Raw genomic sequence first — 17,721 nt, 5'->3', positions numbered from 1 at the left:
GGGCCACTGCCGATGGCAGTGGCCCCACTCCGTGTCGATGTGCGTCACACGATGGAGATCGACCGCACCTGGGTGTTGCCCTTGGTGTCGACGTACACCTTGTAGTCGCCGACGGTGTAGGTGCCGGCCGCGTTGTTGTCGATGGTGAACGTGGCCGTCACCGGAGCCTCGCTGCCGTCGACACGGGTCTGCTGGACCGTGATGGTCAGCTCGTTCGTGTCGCCCTTCAGCTTCTTCACCACGGCCGACGGCTTCGCGTCGACGACCGCGTTGTCGACCGTCACGTAGACCGCGTCCGGCGAGGAGAACTCCGCGTCCTTCTGACCGTCACCGAAGACGAAGAAGCCCCGCTGTTCGACGGCCCCGCGCCCGGGGAACGGATCCGGGTTCGAGGCCAGGTACGCCGGGTTGACCTTGTACAGGTCCGTCTTGGAATCCGCGAGCCTGGCCTGCACCCCGGTGTACGGCGCGTCGGTGATCGCGAGGTTGACCGACAGGTAGATGGCGTCGGGGTTGTTGGCCGACATGCGCGAGGAGAAGTACTTGTCCGTACTCTGCCCCGCCGGAACGGCCAGCGGCACGACCTTGTCGCCGACGAGGATGTTGAACTGGAAGGCGCCGTAGCCCCCGGCGACGAACGTCGCCCAGGCCGCGTCCGACATGTGGCCGGGGCGCTCCACCTTGAACTCGAGGCGCATCGGCGCCACGTACGTGCTGGTCTGGTACTCGGGGTCGGTCAGGGGCAGGTAGACCCCTCCCGGGGCGTGACCCAGTTCGAAGGCCGACGCCGTCGGGGTCGAGTTGCCGCGCCCGTTCCACATCGGGATGTTGAAGGAGGTGGCGCCGAGCAGGGCCTGGTTGCCCAACTGGCTCGTGCCGACCGCGGCCGACGCGTCCTTGTAGGTCCCGATCGTGACGTCGAGCAGGTCGAGGTCCGCCCGGTCGGCGTTCAGCCCCGGCATGTCCGCCCACATGAACTTCGCACCGGCCGGCCCGGAGTACCGGGCCATCTCCAGCATGCCATCGGCCATGATCTTGGTCATCTGCACCGCCGAGTCGACCTTCATCCGCTCGTTGGCCGTGTGCCACCAGCGCTCGTTACCCGGGATGACGGCGCCGAAGGCGGTCATCTTGTTGCGGAAGCTGCTGGCCAGCGTGCCACCGGTCGTGCCCTGCGGGTAGACGATGTCCCGGAGGGCATACGGGTCCGCGAACTCCTCCGGGTTGCGGTTGATCGAGGCCTGGTAGCTCCCGAACTGGAGAGCCGTCAGCGGGTTGTCGTGCGTGACGTACAACCCGGCCCCGACCGGCGAGCCGAGGTTGCCGATGGTGAAGCCCTTCGCCTGGAAGGCGGCCGTGACCGCCGCTGTCGCCTGGCCGGAGTCGGCCGCGGTCACGTGCATGCTGCGCACGTACATCGGCATGCTGAGGCTGCCGGAGGCGTCCGTGTAGAAGCTCGTCGGCGTCTCCGAATTGATGCCGCCCATGAGGGCGAAGGTCAGGTTCGGCGTGCCGTTGCTCGGGTTGCGCAGCAGGTTCGCCGGGATGCCCATGTACTTGCCGATGTAGGCCTCGCCCTCGACACCGTCGCGGAAGAACAGGTCGGCGATGCCGTCGGCGGCCTTCTTCAACTGCATGTCGGCGGCCGTGCCGCCCAGGGCGCCGAGTCCCTGGGAGAGCAGGAACATACCCCACACGACGGCATTCCTGCCGTACTGCGGGGTCGGCATCTCCATCGCCACGTCGGTGTTGATCTCCAGCGTCAGCGAGTCGCCGGTGATCGTGGTCTGCACCTTGGGCGTGGTGCGGGGAGCGGCCGGGAGCCAGCCCTTCGTGGTCGCGGCAGCGGTGATCGCCGACACGAATCGGTCGCGATCGGCGGAGCCGGCGCCCGCCACGTCGAGGGTGAAGATGGCCCGCGAGGCGATCTGGGTGGTGCTGCCGTAGGCGATGTCCTTGAGCGTCGGGTCGCCTTCGCGCAGGGTGACACCGGCGGTGGCAGCGGTCAGCCGGAAGGCTTTGGCGCTGTCCGCGGACAGGCTCATGGACACCGACGGGGTCACCGATCCCGAGTTGCCGACGATGACCGGGAACCGCGAGTCGGAGGTGTAGGCCGCGATCGGGATTTCCTCGCGGTTAAGGTTCTTGTAGGCCCAGTTGTCGTAGAAGCTCGGGTTCGAGTTGTACGGGATGGACTGGAAGGTGGCGGTGTTCGTCGTCGAGGGCGTGCCGGGACCGCCGTCCTCGTAGATGCCCATGACGATGCGGATACGCCGGTCGAGGGGCAACCCCGCCTGAAGCAGCGCCTTGGCCGCGAGCAGCGTCGCCAGCGTCGGGCCGCTGTCGTCCTGGATGCCCGCCCCGTAGACCCAGCCGTCCTTGACGTACGGCGAGTGGTACGCGCCAGGAGTGCCGAGGTTGCCGTCGGCGTCCCGCCAGCGCGCGAGCTGGGCCGGCGAGACGGAGGCCGTCGGCGAGTCGAGGTGACTCAACGCCATGACCATCTCCGGGGCGTCCGGGTCACCGATCTCCGCGTAGACGTACTTGTCGGGCTGGCGCTGGACGACCACCGGGAAACCCAGGTCGGTGGCCAGCTTGACCACCCAGGCGAGCTTGGCGACCTTGCGGTCGTACTCGTGCTGGTTGGCTTCGGTGTTGCTGACCGGGAAGGGGTACGCCGTCGCGGCCGTGCCGCCCCGGGAGATGGAGTCGTAGCTCGACCCGTCCAGCATCGCCCCGACCAGGGTGAGCGGGTCGTAGGTGCCGTCACCCGCCCGCGCGCTGCCGACGCGTCCGGCCAACGCCTCGACTTCCGCGTGGATCGCGTCGCGCTCGGCGTCGGTCACCGACAGGTCGTAGGTGACGCCCGGCTGGAAGCGCTCGGCGCCGGGGCCGGCCGCGGACGCGTGGGGTGCGGGCGCAACGGTCGCCGTGAGGGTCGCGGCGAGCAGGACGGAGAGGGTCGTCGTCCGTCTGTCTCTCATAGAAGCTCCAGAACAGGGGGGATGACACGGTGGCGACAGCACACGCCAGCCGTGCCGCCAGTGGCCGGCGGAGCGGGAATTCTTGAGGATGATCTGAGGATCGGCCGGTGCCGTCCGCTCGGCCGCGGCCGGCGCTATCCGACGACCGCCAGGAAATCCGAGTAGAACACGCCCAGTCCGATCGCCACGCAGACGCCGGCCACGATCCAGAACCGGACCACGATGTTGACCTCGCTCCATCCGGCCAACTCGAAGTGGTGGTGCAACGGCACCATCCGGAAGACCCGTCTGCCGGTGGTCCGGAACGAGACGATCTGGATCACCCAGGTCGTCGTGATGAGGACGAAGAGGCCGCCGATCACGACCGACAGCAGCGTGGTGCGGGTTGCCACCGCCAGCCCGCCGATCAGGCCGCCGAGCCCGAGCGAACCCACGTCGCCCATGAAGATCCGCGCCGGGGACGTGTTCCACCACAGGAAGCCCACGCAGGCGGCGGCCGCCGCCGCCGCGATCATGGCGATCTCCAGGGGATCCCGGACCTGGTAGCAGTAGTCGTTCGCGCGGGCGTACGCGTCGTCGGCGCACCAGTGCCGGTACTGCCAGAAGCCGATCAGCGCGTACGCGCCGAGCACCAGGATGGACGCGCCGGTGGCCAGGCCGTCGAGGCCGTCGGTGAGGTTCACGCCGTTCGACATCGCCATGATCACGAAGACGAAGACCATCACCGCGCCGACCTTGCCGACGTCCAGCCAGCTGATGTCGCGGATGAGCGAGATGTGCTCGCTGGCCACGGTCTGGCCGTTGGTGCTCGGCTCGTAGAGCGCGGCGATGCCGAACCCGACGCCGACGATCGCCTGGCCGAGCAGCTTGCCCTTGGCGGACAGTCCGTCGGAGTTGCGCCGGCGCACCTTGAGGAAGTCGTCGAAGAAGCCGACCGCGCCGCAGAAGACGAACAGCCCGAGCAGCACCAGGGCCGTCATGGTGGGCCCCTCCTGCGCGATCTGCCGGTCGGGCAGCGTGGGCAGGGCGAGATGCCCGGCGACGTAGGCGAGGACGGTCGCCACGATGAAGACGACGCCGCCCATCGCGGGCGTGCCCTTCTTGCCCTGGTTGCTGGCGAGCCCGAGGGATCGGATCGGCTGGCCGGCCTTGAGCGCGGTGAAGACGCGAATCGCCACCGGCGTGCCGAGCAGGGAGATGACGAACGCGACCGCCGCCGCGACGATGACCGCCCTCACGGGCGAACCTCCACGCGATCCGGATTTCGCAGGGCGTGCAGGTGGTCCTCAGCGACATCAGCGATCATGACGTACGAGCTTGCCATCCGACGGCGAGCGGAGCAGCCCCGGACCTCACCGCGCCGTACTTCGTCACTCGCCGTGCCCAATCAGAAAGGGCCATCCGGGAAATCCCGAATGGCCTCTGACCTGCGTCGGGACGGCCGGATTCGAACCGACGACACCTTAACCCCCAGAGATCGGCAGTAGGTTCCCGTTCGGTTCGCACCGCTGGTCGACGGTCTGATGGTGGTCACCGGGGTTCGGCTTGGTGTCATCGGTTGCTGTACATCGCTGCTGTACCCACGCCTCGCCCGCCCGTCGGCGGCGCTCCAGTTGCTCGACCGCGTTACTGGTGGAGCTGAAGGGATTTGAGCCCCTAGGGCGCGTTTCATAGGACTTGTCGAGGCGAGTCCTGCGAAAGAAGCGCCGGGGGCGATCGCGGCGGGGCACGCGACCGGTCCGGCCCGTTGATAATGATCGACATGACCGTGCGATACGACGAGGTGCTCGGTCCGCTGCGTGAGGCGTACGACGCGGAGGCGGGCTTGCGTGACGGGCTCATCAAGGAGCCGTGGAAGCTGGCGGAACGGCGGGCGTTCCGTGACCGACTGTCGCCGGGCGCGCGGCTGCTGGAGATCGGAGCCGGCACCGGGCAGGACAGCGCCTACTTCCAGCAGGACGACTTCGCCGTCGTCGCGGCTGACCTCTCGCCGGTGATGGTCGAGCACTGCCGGGCCAAGGGCATCGAGGCCCACGTCATGGACTTCCTGCACCTGAACTTCCCGGCCAGCTCGTTCGACGCGGTGTTCGCGATGAACTGCCTGCTGCACGTGCCCAACCACGACCTGCCCGCAGTCCTGGCGGCGATCCGGGCGGTCCTACGCCCCGGCGGGCTCTTCTTCCTCGGCGTGTACGGCGGTAACGAGAGCGCCGAAGGCCCCATGGACGATGACGATCACGTGCCCCCTCGCTTCTTCTCATGGCGCACTGACGAGCAGTTGCTCGGCTTCGCCACCACATGGTTCGACGTCGTGGACTTCCACTCCGTCGACACCGGCCGCGGCCACCGGTTCCAGTCGCTGACGCTGCGCCGCTCGGACTCCGAATAGCGGAGCACGGACCATGAGGCTGTGTTCGTGGGCGGTCAGAGCCATTGGTTGATCGCGGTGTTATGCAGGATCCGTCGGCGCTCCGACCTCCGCCGGACCCGTCACCGCGTCTCGACGTTCCACAGCTCCTGCGGCACTCAAGTTGTACTGGCGTTGCACTAGTTGATCTTCGAGAATCGCAGCTTTCAGGGCTGGAAGTACTCGGGACCCCAGCAGGTCGCGTCCGCCGGCAACTCCCACCAGTGCGGCATCACCGTCGGCCGCCACGCCGGATCCGGCTGGAAGTCCATCCACCGGCCGTCGAAGGGTGCGGCCGCCGCACGGGCCAAGGCAAGCAACCGTTCGCCCTCGGCCCGGACTCCGGCGGCCTCGGCCTCATCCCAGAACGCCGGGTGGCCGGTGTACTCGGCGAACGCGTCCTCGTCCTTCCACGACCACCTACCATCCGGATAGACGAGCAGGTCGAGCTCCTGGTCGTAGACGTCGACCCCGCCGGCCCACCGGGTGATCGGGCGCTCCAGGTTGACATACCAGCCGTCGAAGTCGCCGTCGGTCCGCCAGCTCCACCAGATCGAATGGGCCGCACCGGGCGGCATCAGCATCAGCGTCCGGAAGGGCTGCCACGTGCTCAGGCTGTGCACCGTGGTCATCTGCAGCTCGGTGAGCAGTGACAGTTGCCGGGTCGGCCGGCCGGCGGCGTCAACCCGGCGCATGGCCTGTGAGCCCACGTCGACCCACAGCGCCAGCCCGCGGTCGTCGTCGCTGACCACCCGCCCGCACAGCACCGAGCCGACCCGGCCGTCCGGGTACAGGTGCCGACGGACGATCGTCTGCCCCCGCTCAAAGATCATTCGAGCACGATACCCAATCAAGGGCGGGTAATCATTGCCCCAAAGTGGCCGACGCGAACGCCAGCCATCACACCTCAGACCACCTAAACCCCCGGGCCAGCAAGCATGGCACGGTTCAACTGCTTCACCTCGCGCGCCGGCGCTTGCACTGACCAACGGCGTTACTGGTGGAGCTGAGGCGATTTGAACCCCATAGACCCGCCGCAACGAGAGGTCACCACCAAACGGACGGATCGAGACCGTGACCAGGGCGGGCGTTGCCAACGTCTGCCAACGCCTGTCGCCCCTGGTGGCTCTCGATTGGGCTGCAGTTGGGCCGGATGATCTTCCCCACCTATAGCCCGAGGGCGCCGTGCAGCGAACCTGGCAGCAGCGCCGACCGACATCTGTGCATCGCTGGATAGGATGGCCGCGTGGCTCGGGTCTGGTATGGCGGACAGCAATCGCGCGCGCACCATCGTGCAACCGGCGAGGTGATCGTTACCGAAGTCGCAGATCTTCCCATTGGTGTGAGCGTTTCGGTGTGGACATTCGCACCCGGTTCGCAGGTCACACTTGGGCCCTCCTACGACGACCAGAGCTTCACCGTTCTCTCAGGTTCCGGCTGGGTGGACAGCGAGGAGAACGGACGGCAGGACCTGAAGCCTGGGGCCGCCGCGTACGTCCCGATCGAGGACACACCGACTTTCGGCTCTGCTGACGGCATGACGGTCGTGAAGGTCTTCGGTGGCATGATGATGCCGAGATAAGCCAGTCCATCCGACCGTCGGTCGGGACCGAGGTGGAGCCACTGGACGCCTTCGGTGTGAAGGAATGATCAGGCTCGCTTCACCTGGGCGGTTCCCGGCCTGACCTCGCTACATCGTCCACCGTCGTTCGGCTCTGTCCGCTGCCGTCCGTCGCGGTCGTCACCCGGTTAGTCACCCACGCGGCCCCGCCTTGCTCCTCCCCCGGCTGCGCCCCAAGCCATCCCGTCGGCCTTCGTCCGCACACTGTGGATCAGGTGGGGCCTGCCCCGGATGAAGGTTGTCGGGGTGGCGTCACCATCCCAGAGCGCCCGAGCTCCCCGCCGGAGGCACTGCCTGTGTCTCGACCAAACCGAAGTCCCGGAACTGCCATCGATCATGCCGGCCCGGGGCTTCTTCGTATGTCGCGCCGCCGGCGGGCTATCACCGCGTGCCGGCGGCCGAAGGCCAGAGGCAACGCGGCGGGCCGAAGGCCCGGCCCAGGTTCGGCGGCGCGCGCGGCCTGCGAAGCCGGCCGCCTTGATCTCGTACAGAAAGTCCTCACACGCCAGCGCCCATAGCTGTGTCCGACTCTGGTTGATGGTTGACACGGCGGCCTCGGATGAGGCTTTACATGATCGCGATAGCTGCGTAGCTCGCCCATACTTCGACCATGACCAACAAGAGCGATGAGCTTCCCGTGCTGATCATCGACGGAGCGACCTTCTCTGACTTCGATGGCTTTGGCCGCGAGTTCTCGCGGCTGCTCTGCAACTACACCTGGCGGGGAAACCTGGATGCCTTCAACGACATACTCCGAGGGGGGTTCGGAACGCCCGAGAACGGCTGGGTGCTCCGGTGGCTTAACTCTGAATCGTCTCGGGCTGCGCTCGGCTATCAGGCGACAGCCCAACGGCTGGAGCAGCTTCTCCTCACCTGCCATCCCTCGAACCGCGCATACATCGAGCTCAGGCTCGGCAGGGCGCGCCGCGGCGAGGGCCAGCCCCTGTTCGACGAGATCGTTGAGATCATCCGCGACCACGGCCCAGGCGGTCACCAGTCCAAAGACGGTGTCATCCTGGAGTTGGTCTAGTCGCTAGGGCGGAGACTGACAACACCCGCGTAGCAGCTACGAGCGGACGCGTCCCCAGCTACCCCAGGATGCGCCGCTGCTGGTCGGATCGTCGTGATCATGTCAACCATCAGGTGAACCCGCCGCGTCAACCATCATGCGAGACCAGGCACAACGCCCATAGCTGCGTGTCGTGTCACAGGACATCCTTGACACTCGCGTCCCACCAGATGCTTGACATGATCAGCGGTTCAGTTGTTCAGTGTCGGCCGATCGGCCAACGGGTTGTTTGATATCTGCCCGTAAGGTCACGAGAATGATCGGCAAGGTTAGCGCTGCAACGGTGCGCCACCAGCACGGCGTCTTGATACTCAGCGTGCTCCTGGCGGTCGGGAATGCGGCGGCCACCGCGTTCGCCCCCTCCCTGGCACAGCTCCTGTTCCTTCCGCTGGTCGTCCTTGCCCTGGTGCTCCTGGTCCTGGGGCTCCTCAGCTTGCAGAACCGTCCGGCCTACTTCGAGGTGCAACCCCAGATACCAGCCTTCGGCACGCCCGCTCCCGCATGGAGGGCATGCCTGGCCGCGTGCTTCCTCCTGCCCGCCTCGGCTGAGGTCGGCGCACTGATTCCCTCCAGCAAGCAAGACAATCCGTGGACACCCGACTCGATCCTCGACATCTCCTGGCCGCTGCTCATCGCCCTGCTGCTTGCTGAGGCTTGGCGAGGCTACGGGGTACAGCTGCGTCCTCACGGCGTACAACAGAGCTGGATTCTCGGCTCGCTCACTGTGCCGTGGGAGGCACTACCGGTCGCCCAGACGACCCTGCCTGCCGAACGGGCCGCGGCACTGTGGCTGGCCTACGCCGAACCCCAGTTGGTACGACGGCGCGGCATTCCCTGGCGCCGCCACGCGCTGCGTACCGACAACGTCGATCCCCGGTTTCTCGCCGCCGCGATCCATCACTACGTCCGCCACCCCGATCACCGGGCCGCCATCGGCAGCCACGCGGAGTACCAACGCCTCCTGGCCGAGTTGCCCGGTCGACACGGCGGGAATCAGCCGAACGGCAACCTCTGAACCAAGCGTCAAGCATCACCTGGGACGGATTCGTCAAGCCTATGGTGGGACGAGGCAAGCGCCCACAGCTACGCCCATAGCTGGGGCGACTGATCGGTCCGCGCATCCGTTAGGCATGCGCAGTGAGCCGCTCGATCATCTGGCCTCACTCCCGAGACCGCCTGGTCGGGGAATCCTGCCACCTCTCATCCCTAGACCACCGCCAGAGCCGAATCGCCGCTCACATCACGTCGCGATCTAGACACAGGCGGGCTTGATCGGGTTGGCTTACACTGTGGATGGGTTGACGGTCCGGCGGGCGAGTCTTTGGCAGGATGCCGCGCCTGCTCTTCCTGCTCGACGCCTCGGCGGAACCCCTCGACGGCGACTCTGATGCCCCGCCCGGTGCCGTCGGCTCGTCCGCACACAGGTGCGGCTGCAGAAGTTGGACTTCTGGGTGCGCAACCCCGACTACCTGGCTAACCGAACTGCTTAACGAGTACGAGGCTGACCCTGAATCGCCAGGCTTGGTCGACGAAGCGGAACGGATCCTGAACTCATACGAGCCCGACCTTCGCCGCTTCCCTACATCAGCCTCGTCATCGACAAGCAGCTCCAACGAGTACGGGGGCAGCTCCTGCACCGGGCCACCAGGACCGAGGAGTCGGACGCTCCCCTACCGCTGCCGGCCATCTGCGTCACCGCGCTGTGGCACCGCTACCGGCAACAGGAGGCCGCCAGAGAGAAGGCGGGCGAGGCGTGGCACGACACCGGCATGATCTTCACGACCCGCTACGGACTGCCGGTCGAGCCGCGGAACTTCAACCGCTCCTACGACAGCCGCATCGCCCGCGCCGCCGTCCCGAAGATCACCGTCCACGACGCGCGGCGCACCTGCGGTTCCCTGCTGGTCGACCTGGACGTGCACCCCCGGGTCGCCATGGCGATCCTGAGACACGCCGACTTCTCGATCACGATGGAGATCTACAGTCAGGTCTCATCGAAGGCGACGCGAGAGTCCCTGCGGAAGCTCGGTCAGAGCCTCGATCAATGAGCCGTTGCTGTACTTCGCTGCTGTACAAGATCAGAAAAGGCCACCTGGAAGATTCCAGATGGCCTTTGACCTGCGTCGGGACGGCCGGATTCGAACCGACGACCCCTTGACCCCCAGTCAAGTGCGCTACCAAACTGCGCCACGTCCCGATGCCCCCGCGCGGTGTTCCCCGCGGCAGCCGGTACAGCTTAGCGCAAGATCCTCTCACCCACGCACAGGCCCCACCCGGTGCCGCCCGCCACTCCCCCTAGAGCGTCCTAGGAAAGAAGCCGCCGGGGAGGAGACTCCCCGGCGGCTTCTCGGCGACATGGGTCAGCCGTGGGCCTTGCCCCGGCCGCCCGGCCCGAGCTTCTTGCGCGGCCGGACCGAGATGTCGATCGGGGTGCCCTCGAAGCCGAACTCCTCGCGGAGCTTGCGCTCCACGAACCGCTGGTAGCCGGCATCGAGCGGGCCCGTGGTGAAGAGCACGAAGCGCGGCGGTGCCACGCCGGCCTGGGTGGCGAACAGGACGCGCGGGGCGCGGCCGCCGCGTACCGGGTGCGGGGTGGCCTGGACCAGCGCCGTGAGCCACTGGTTGAGCTGGGCGGTCGGGATGCGGGTCTCCCAGCTCGCCAGGGCCTTGCGCAGTGCCGGGGCCAGCTTGTCGACGGCCCGGCCGGTCTTCGCGGACAGGTTCAGCCGGATCGCCCAGGGGATGCGGCGCAGCTCCCGGTCGATCTCCTTGTCCAGGTAGTAGCGGCGGTCGGCGTCGACCAGGTCCCACTTGTTGAACGCGATGACCAGGGCTCGGCCGGCCTCCACCACCATGGTGAGGACGCGCTGGTCCTGCTCGCTGATGACCTCGCTGGAGTCGAGCAGCACCACGGCCACCTCGGCCGCCTCGATGGCCGAGGCGGTACGCAGGCTCGCGTAGTACTCGGTGCCGCTGGCCTTGCCCACCCGCTTGCGCAGGCCCGCGGTGTCGACCAGCTGCCAGGTCTCCCCACCGATCTCGACGAGGCTGTCCACCGGGTCGACGGTGGTGCCGGCGACCGCGTCGACCACCGCCCGCTCCTCACCGGAGAAGCGGTTCAGCAGGCTGGACTTGCCGACGTTGGGGCGACCGACCAGGGCGACGCGGCGCGGGCCGCGCGGACGGTTCTCCACGATCTTCGGCGCCTCGGGCAGCGCCGCCATGATGGCGTCGAGCAGGTCGCCGGAGCCGCGGCCGTGCAGCGCGGAGACCGGGAACGGCTCGCCGAGGCCCAGCGACCACAGCGCGGTCGACTCCATCTCGATGGCGGTGTTGTCGGCCTTGTTGGCCACCAGGATCACCGGCTTGGCGCTGCGCCGCAGCATCTTCACCGCGGCCTCGTCCACATCGGTCGAGCCGACCATGGCGTCGACCACGAAGAGCACCACGTCGGCCGTGACGACGGCCGTCTCGGCCTGGGCGGCGATGGCCGCGGCCCGGTCCTTGGCGTCCGGCTCCCAGCCGCCGGTGTCCACCACGGTGAACTCCCGGCCGTTCCACTGCGCGTCGTACGGCACCCGGTCCCGGGTCACCCCGGGGATGTCCTCGACGACCGCCTGCCGGCGGCCGATGATGCGGTTGACCAGCGTCGACTTACCCACATTGGGGCGGCCGACCACGGCCACCACCGGCTGCGGGCCGGTCGGCTCACCGGGCTCGGCCTCCGGCTCGCGCAGCTCGACCCAGCCCCCGAAATCCTCGCTCATGCCACACCCCGCTCGCTGAGCAGCGCGCGCAGGCGGGCGACGACCTCGTCGATGCCGAGCTCGGTGGTGTCCAGCACGACCGCGTCGGCGGCCTGCTGGAGCGGGTTGACCTTGCGGGTCGAGTCCAGCTTGTCCCGGCGGGCCAGGTCGGCGGCGGTCGCCGCGACGTCGGCGGCGTCCTCGGCGCTGCGCCGCTGGGCGCGGGCCGCCTCGGAGGCGGTCAGGTAGACCTTCAGGTCGGCGTCGGGCGCCACCACCGAGCCGATGTCGCGGCCCTCGACCACGATCCGGCCGGCCTCGGCGATCACCTGGCGCTGCCGGGTGACCAGCAGTTCGCGGACGGCGCCCACGGCGGCCACGGCGGACACCGCCCCGGTCACCTCGGGGCCGCGGATCTCCTTGGCCACGTCGACGCCGTCGGCGGTCACGCCGTACCCCTCGGGGTCGGTGCCGATGCGCAGGTCGACCTCGCCGGCGACCTTGGCCACCGACTCGGTGTCGGTCAGGTCGACGCCCGAGCGCAGGACCGCCCAGGTGAGCGCCCGGTACATGGCGCCGGTGTCGAGGTAGCGGGCGCCGATGCTGACCGCGAGCCGCCGCGACACGGTGGACTTGCCCGAACCGGACGGCCCGTCCACAGCGACCACGCAGCGCCCGGCCCGTACGTTTTGCTCCACCGTTGTCCTCCTCAGCCCGTACCTCGCGGGTCGCCGTGATCTTTCGGCGCCGTTGAGCGGTTGTGTTTCCTCGTCAATCATCCCGCGCCGCGCGGGTCGGCCGCGCGTCGTGCCGCCGAAGGCGGCCGCGGGCCGCGTCGAAGCCTACCGGGAGCCGTACCCCGATCGTCGGGGTCAGTCACCCACGGCCTTGAACAGGGCGGCGACCTCCGCGTTGGTCAGCCGGCGCAGCCGCCCGGTGCGCAGGTCGCCGAGCTTGATCGGACCGATCGAGGTACGCACCAGCCGGGACACCGGGTGTCCCATCTCGGCCATCAGGCGCCGGACGATGTGCTTGCGCCCCTCGTGCAGGGTCAGCTCCACCTGGGCGGTCTTGCCCAGGGTGCCCACCACCTTGAAGGAGTCGACCTTCACCGGCCCGTCCTCCAGCTCGACGCCGGCCGTCAGCCGCTTGCCCAGGTTGCGCGGGATCGGCCCGGCCACCTCGGCGAGGTAGGTCTTGAGCACCTCGTACGACGGGTGCATGAGCTTGTGGGCGAGGGTGCCGTCGTTGGTGAGCAGGAGCAGGCCCTCGCTGTCGGCGTCGAGCCGCCCGACGTGGTAGACCCGCTGCTCCAGCCGCGCGCCGATGAAGTCGGCGAGCTCGGTGCGGCCCTTCTCGTCGGCCATGGTGGTGACCACCCCGCGCGGCTTGTTCATCGCCACGTAGACCAGGCGGACGTCGGCCTGGAGCCGCTCCCCGTCCACGTGGATCACGTCGCGCGCCGGGTCCGCCTTGTCGCCGAGCTGGGCCACGCGGCCGTTGACGGTGACCCGGCGCCGGAAGATCAGGTCCTCACAGGCGCGCCGCGATCCCACCCCCGCGGCGGCGAGCACCTTCTGGAGGCGCTCGGCACCCTCGTACACGGGGGCGTCGGGCTTCGGGGCACGGTCATCGCGTCGCATCGGCAAGCTCTTCTACGTCGTCGGGGAGGAAGGGGGCCAGGGGCGGCAGGTCGTCCACCGAGTTCAACCCCAGCTTCTCCAGGAACATCGTGGTGGTCCGGTAGAGGAACGCACCGCTGTCCGCTTCGGTGCCGCACTCCTCGACCAGGCCCCGGGACACCAGCGTACGGATCACCCCGTCGCAGTTGACGCCCCGGATGGCGGAGATCCGCGACCGGGTCACCGGCTGCTTGTAGGCGATCACCGCGAGGGTCTCCAGCGCGGCCTGGGTCAGCCGGACGCTCTGGCCCTCCAGTACGAACCGCTCGACGTAGGTCGCGTATTCCGGGCGGGTGTAGAGACGCCAGCCACCCGCGGCCCGGCGCAGCTCGAAGCCGTGCCCCGCGGCCGTGTAGCCGGCCGCGATCTCGTCGAGCATCGGGCCGATCCGCTCCGGGGACTGCTCGAGCACCTGGGCCAGGGTCAGCTCGCTGACCGGCTGGTCCACCACCAGCAGGATGGCCTCCAGCGCGCCGCGCAGCTCGGCGTCGTCCAGCACGGGCGCGGGCTCCGGCTCCGGCGCCGGTCGCCGCCGTCCCCGCTTCCCGGGTACGCCGCCCTCCCCCGCAGGCTCGCCGGGTCCGGCGTCGGGGCCGGTGCGCCCGTCGGGGTGAATCCTGTCCTCGGCGCCCGGGGCCGACTCGCCCGCTCCCGACGCCGCCTCCGGCTCCGACGCGCTCTCCCCCGCCGGATCTTGGACAGTTTCCGTTCGAGGCGAACGGTAGGTGTCCAAGATCTCGACCGCGGCGCCGGCGGGCGGCGGCACGGGCGTCCGAGGCGCGGGTACGGGCTCCGGCTCGGCCGACAGCTCCGGCTCGGCCGACAGCTCCGGCTCGGCCGACGGCTCCGGCTCGGCGGACGCCGAAGTAGCCGGCTCAGCCGGTGTCGCGGGCGGCTCGGGCTCGCCGAGCGTCCCGCTCGTGGCGGGCTTCGGCGGGGTCGGCCGCTCCCACGGGGGGACCCAGGCTGCTGCCTGGTCGGCCAGCGAGTCGCGGCGTTCCTCGTCGCTCATCGGGTCACTCCTGTGTCGGCGCGGCGTCGTCCGCCGCCGCGGACTGTGTCGGCGCGGCGTCGTCCGCCGGGGCGGAGGGGGCGTCCGCCGGCGGGGCGGCGGGCTCCGGGGAGCCGGCGTACTCGTCGATGGTCAGCTCGGCGCCGGCGTCGGCGGAGCCGGTCCAGCGGACCGTCAGCTCCTCCAGCGCCTGCTCCTGGACGAAGGCGACGAGGCCCTGCCGGTAGAGCTCCAGCAGCGCCAGGAACCGGGCCACCACCTCGAGGGTCATCTCACAGTCGGCGCAGAGCAGCGAGAAGCTGGCGGTGCCGGCGCGGCGCAGCCGCTCGGAGATGATCTCGGCGTGCTCCCGGACGCTGACCCGGACCATGTGCACGTGCGCGATGGACACCTCCGGCACCGGCTTCGGGGTCATGGCCCTGAGCGCCAGCTTGAGCAGCCGTTCCGGGCCGATGCCGAGCACCAGGTCGGGCAGCGCCTCGGCGTACCGGGGTTCGAGCGTGACCGCCCGCGGATAGCGCCGCCCGCCCACCGACTCCAGCTCGGCGATGTGCGCCGCCGCCTCCTTGTACGCCTTGTACTGCAACAGCCGGGCGAACAGCAGGTCCCGGGCCTCCAGGAGGGCCAGGTCCTCCTCGTCCTCCACCTCGGCGGCGGGCAGCAGCCGGGCCGCCTTCAGGTCGAGCAGCGTGGCCGCGACCAGCAGGAACTCGCTCGTCTCGTCCAGGTCCCACTGGTCGCCCATGGCGCGCAGGTAGGCGATGAACTCGTCGGTGACCTTGTGCAGGGCCACCTCGGTGACGTCGAGCTTGTGCTTGCTGATGAGCTGGAGCAGCAGGTCGAACGGGCCGGTGAAGTTGTCCAGCCGGACGGTGAAGCCGCTGGTCTCCTCGACGGTGGCCGGGTCGGCCGGCACCACACCGTCGACCTCGGCGGCCAGCTCGGCGGCGGCCACCGGGTCGGCGGCGCCGTGCGGCGGGTCGAGGGGCGGTGCGGTCACCGGCAAACCGTAGTCCACGACCCGGACACCCGGCGTACGGCCTACCGCTCCGCCTGGGCGGCGATCACCTCGCGGGCGAGCTGGCGGTAGTTGCGCGCGCCCGAGGAGGCCGGGTCGAGGGTGGTGATCGGCGCGCCGGCCACCGTCGACTCGGGGAACTTGACCGTCTTGGTGATGACCGTCTGGTAGACCTTGTCGCCGAACGCCTCGACCACCCGCTGGAGCACCTGGCGGCAGTGGGTGGTGCGGCTGTCGTACATGGTGGCGAGGATGCCTTCGAGCTCCAGGTCGAAGTTGAGTCGCTCGCGCACCTTGTCGATGGTGTCCAGCAGCAGCGCGACACCGCGCAGGCTGAAGAACTCGCACTCCAGCGGGATGAGCACGCCGTGCGCCACGGTCAGCGCGTTGATCGCCAGCAGGCCCAGCGAGGGCTGGCAGTCGATCAGGATGAAGTCGTACTCCTTGCGGATCGTGCGGAGCACCCGGGCCAGGGCCATCTCCCGCGCGACCTCGTTGACCAGCTGGATCTCGGCGGCGGAGAGGTCGATGTTGGCGGGCAGCAGGTGCAGCCCGGCCACGTCGGTCTTGATCAGCACGTCCTCGGCGGTGACGTCGTCCTGCATGAGCAGGTTGTAGACCGACAGATCGAGGTTGTGCGGGTTGACGCCGAGGCCCACGGAGAGGGCGCCCTGCGGGTCGAAGTCGACCAGCAGCACCTTGCGGCCGTACTCGGCGAGCGCGGCGCCCAGGTTGATGGTGGTCGTGGTCTTGCCGACGCCACCCTTCTGGTTGGCCATCGCGATGATCCGCGCGGGGCCGTGCCGGTCGGTCGGCATCGGCTCCGGGATCGGCTTGCGCATGGTGTACGCGGCCGGGTCGGCGGGGCCGAGGTCGGCGCCCAGCGTCGCCTGCTGCTCACGGAGCTCCGACGTCCAGGTCTCGGCACGGTCACCGTTTCCTGCCATGTCCTCGTTGCCCCCTCCCGACGACCACCCGGCGTCGGAGCCGTCCGACGTCCCTCGCGGCGCCGCTGCGCACCCCCCGGGTCCGTCGTCCCCGCAAGGCCCGCGCCGAAGCCGACTGTACGCCACGCGCCAGCAGCGCGTTCGGTAGCGGGTCGGCGTGTCGGAGCCGGTGCTGGCCGGGACGCTGTTTCGTTCGCGACTGCGGGGCTCGCAACCCCGGCTCACTCCTCGCGCTCACCCGTGAGCACGCGGGTGGGCGGTCGCGTAGACCTCACGGAGCCGTTCCACGGTGACCAACGTGTACACCTGGGTGGTGGTCACCGAGGCGTGGCCGAGCAGTTCCTGCACCACCCGCACGTCGGCGCCGCCGTCGAGCAGGTGGGTGGCGTACGAGTGGCGCAGGGTGTGCGGGGAGACGGCGTCGGGCCCGTCGACCGGCAGGCCGGCCCGGTCGGCCGCGGCGCGCAGCACGGTCCAGGCGCCCTGGCGGGTGAGCGGGCCGCCGCGGGCGTTCACGAAGAGCGCCGGGGTGCCCCGGCCGGTGGCCAGCAGCGCCGGGCGGCCCCGCACCAGCCAGGCGCGCAGCGCCTCGGCCGCGTACCCGCCGACCGGCACGAGCCGGGTCTTGCCGCCCTTGCCGCGCAGCAGCACGGTTCCGGCGTCGAGGTCGAGGTCGTCCACGGCGGACCCGATCGCCTCGGAGATGCGCGCGCCGGTGCCGTACAGGAACTCCAGCAGCGCCCGGTCGCGCAGCGCGCGGGGCGCGGCGTCGCCCGTGGCGGTGACCGGGCCGGCGGTCTCCAGCAGCCGCACCACGGCGTCGACCGGCAGCGCCCGGGGCAGCCGGCGCGGCGGGGCGGGCGGGCGGACGTCGCGGCCGGGGTCGGCGCCGGTCATCCCCTCGCGCAGCGCGAAGCGGTGCAGGCCGCGCACGGCGCTGGCCGCGCGGGCGACGGACGAGACGGCGAGCGGCGGGTGCTCGGCGTCGCCGCCGCGCAGCCGGGCCAGGTGCGCCTCGATGCCGGCGGCGCCGACGGCGGCCAGGTCGGTCACCCCGGCGGCGGCCAGCGTGGACAGATAACGGTCCAGGTCCCGGCGGTAGGAGGCGAGGGTGTTCGCGGACAGTCCCCGCTCGACGGTGAGATGGTCCAGGTAGCCCCGGACGGCACGGCGCAGGGCCGGCGCGGGCTCGACGCCCGCACCGGCCCTGGCCGCAGAGGCCGTCAGGCTGTGCT

14 protein-coding genes, 1 tRNA gene and 1 pseudogene are annotated in these 17,721 nt (G+C 69.7%); 5 read left to right on the top strand and 11 right to left on the bottom strand.

Features of this window, described 5'->3' with window-relative positions:
• Positions 1-44 precede the first annotated feature (44 nt).
• Together GCE86_RS05785 and mraY are read right to left on the bottom strand one after the other, a co-directional pair.
• On the bottom strand, positions 45-2,984 hold the full coding sequence (locus GCE86_RS05785; RefSeq protein WP_163636942.1) for a M20/M25/M40 family metallo-hydrolase: 2,940 nt from the start codon (positions 2,982-2,984) through the stop codon (positions 45-47).
• 134 nt (positions 2,985-3,118) lie between these two features.
• Entirely contained in the window at positions 3,119-4,222 is a 1,104-nt protein-coding gene (gene mraY, locus GCE86_RS05780; protein ID WP_154225962.1) for a phospho-N-acetylmuramoyl-pentapeptide-transferase, read from the bottom strand.
• Between the two features lie 515 nt (positions 4,223-4,737).
• Here mraY and GCE86_RS05775 point away from each other — a divergent pair.
• Positions 4,738-5,373 (top strand): class I SAM-dependent methyltransferase, encoded by a 636-nt coding sequence (locus tag GCE86_RS05775; RefSeq protein WP_154225961.1) that lies wholly within the window; start codon positions 4,738-4,740, stop codon positions 5,371-5,373.
• Between the two features lie 185 nt (positions 5,374-5,558).
• Here the strand turns inward: GCE86_RS05775 and GCE86_RS05770 are convergent, their stop codons facing one another.
• Positions 5,559-6,224: a ribonuclease FAU-1 family protein gene (locus GCE86_RS05770; RefSeq protein ID WP_154225960.1), complete on the bottom strand. Its 666-nt coding sequence runs from the start codon at positions 6,222-6,224 to the stop codon at positions 5,559-5,561.
• Between the two features lie 413 nt (positions 6,225-6,637).
• Here GCE86_RS05770 and GCE86_RS05765 point away from each other — a divergent pair, with 413 nt between their 5' ends.
• From GCE86_RS05765 to GCE86_RS32305, 4 genes and pseudogenes are all read left to right on the top strand, one after another.
• Positions 6,638-6,973, top strand: a complete 336-nt coding sequence (locus tag GCE86_RS05765) for a hypothetical protein (RefSeq protein ID WP_154225959.1) — start codon at positions 6,638-6,640, stop codon at positions 6,971-6,973.
• A gap of 649 nt (positions 6,974-7,622) precedes the next feature.
• Positions 7,623-8,042 (top strand): barstar family protein, encoded by a 420-nt coding sequence (locus GCE86_RS05760; protein ID WP_154225958.1) that lies wholly within the window; start codon positions 7,623-7,625, stop codon positions 8,040-8,042.
• Positions 8,043-8,337: 295 nt separating this feature from the next.
• Entirely contained in the window at positions 8,338-9,096 is a 759-nt protein-coding gene (locus tag GCE86_RS05755; RefSeq protein ID WP_154225957.1) for a hypothetical protein, read from the top strand.
• Between the two features lie 568 nt (positions 9,097-9,664).
• Positions 9,665-10,129 (top strand): annotated as a pseudogene (locus GCE86_RS32305) (tyrosine-type recombinase/integrase); the annotation flags it as partial.
• A 75-nt stretch (positions 10,130-10,204) separates the two neighbouring features.
• On the opposite strand, the gene GCE86_RS05745 reads toward GCE86_RS32305, so the two are convergent.
• The 8 genes from GCE86_RS05745 to GCE86_RS05710 all read right to left on the bottom strand — a co-directional run bounded on the left by GCE86_RS05745 (position 10,205) and on the right by GCE86_RS05710 (position 17,713).
• A tRNA-Pro gene (locus GCE86_RS05745) sits at positions 10,205-10,278 on the bottom strand.
• Between the two features lie 163 nt (positions 10,279-10,441).
• Positions 10,442-11,848, bottom strand: a complete 1,407-nt coding sequence (gene der, locus GCE86_RS05740; protein WP_154225955.1) for a ribosome biogenesis GTPase Der — start codon at positions 11,846-11,848, stop codon at positions 10,442-10,444.
• On the bottom strand, positions 11,845-12,525 hold the full coding sequence (cmk, locus tag GCE86_RS05735) for a (d)CMP kinase (RefSeq protein WP_154225954.1): 681 nt from the start codon (positions 12,523-12,525) through the stop codon (positions 11,845-11,847). The genes der and cmk overlap by 4 nt, the downstream gene beginning before the upstream one ends.
• A gap of 174 nt (positions 12,526-12,699) precedes the next feature.
• Positions 12,700-13,470 carry a pseudouridine synthase gene (locus GCE86_RS05730; RefSeq protein ID WP_154225953.1) on the bottom strand — a complete coding sequence of 257 codons (771 nt, stop codon included), beginning with the start codon at positions 13,468-13,470 and terminating at the stop codon, positions 12,700-12,702.
• The gene (scpB, locus tag GCE86_RS05725; protein ID WP_154225952.1) at positions 13,457-14,521 is read right to left on the bottom strand and encodes an SMC-Scp complex subunit ScpB; all 1,065 of its coding nucleotides are present in this window, start codon (positions 14,519-14,521) and stop codon (positions 13,457-13,459) included. The genes GCE86_RS05730 and scpB overlap by 14 nt, the downstream gene beginning before the upstream one ends.
• Positions 14,522-14,525: 4 nt before the next feature.
• On the bottom strand, positions 14,526-15,521 hold the full coding sequence (locus GCE86_RS05720) for a segregation and condensation protein A (protein ID WP_154225951.1): 996 nt from the start codon (positions 15,519-15,521) through the stop codon (positions 14,526-14,528).
• A 41-nt stretch (positions 15,522-15,562) separates the two neighbouring features.
• Complete coding sequence (locus tag GCE86_RS05715) at positions 15,563-16,486, bottom strand: ParA family protein (RefSeq protein ID WP_091266519.1); 924 nt, start codon at positions 16,484-16,486, stop codon at positions 15,563-15,565.
• Positions 16,487-16,720: 234 nt separating this feature from the next.
• A complete protein-coding gene (locus GCE86_RS05710) occupies positions 16,721-17,713 on the bottom strand; it encodes a site-specific tyrosine recombinase XerD (RefSeq protein ID WP_154230349.1) in 993 nt (330 codons plus the stop codon).
• Positions 17,714-17,721 lie beyond the last annotated feature (8 nt).

Source organism: Micromonospora terminaliae (assembly GCF_009671205.1).
GTDB lineage: Bacteria > Actinomycetota > Actinomycetes > Mycobacteriales > Micromonosporaceae > Micromonospora > Micromonospora terminaliae.
This window is presented reverse-complemented; position numbering and strand designations above follow the sequence as displayed.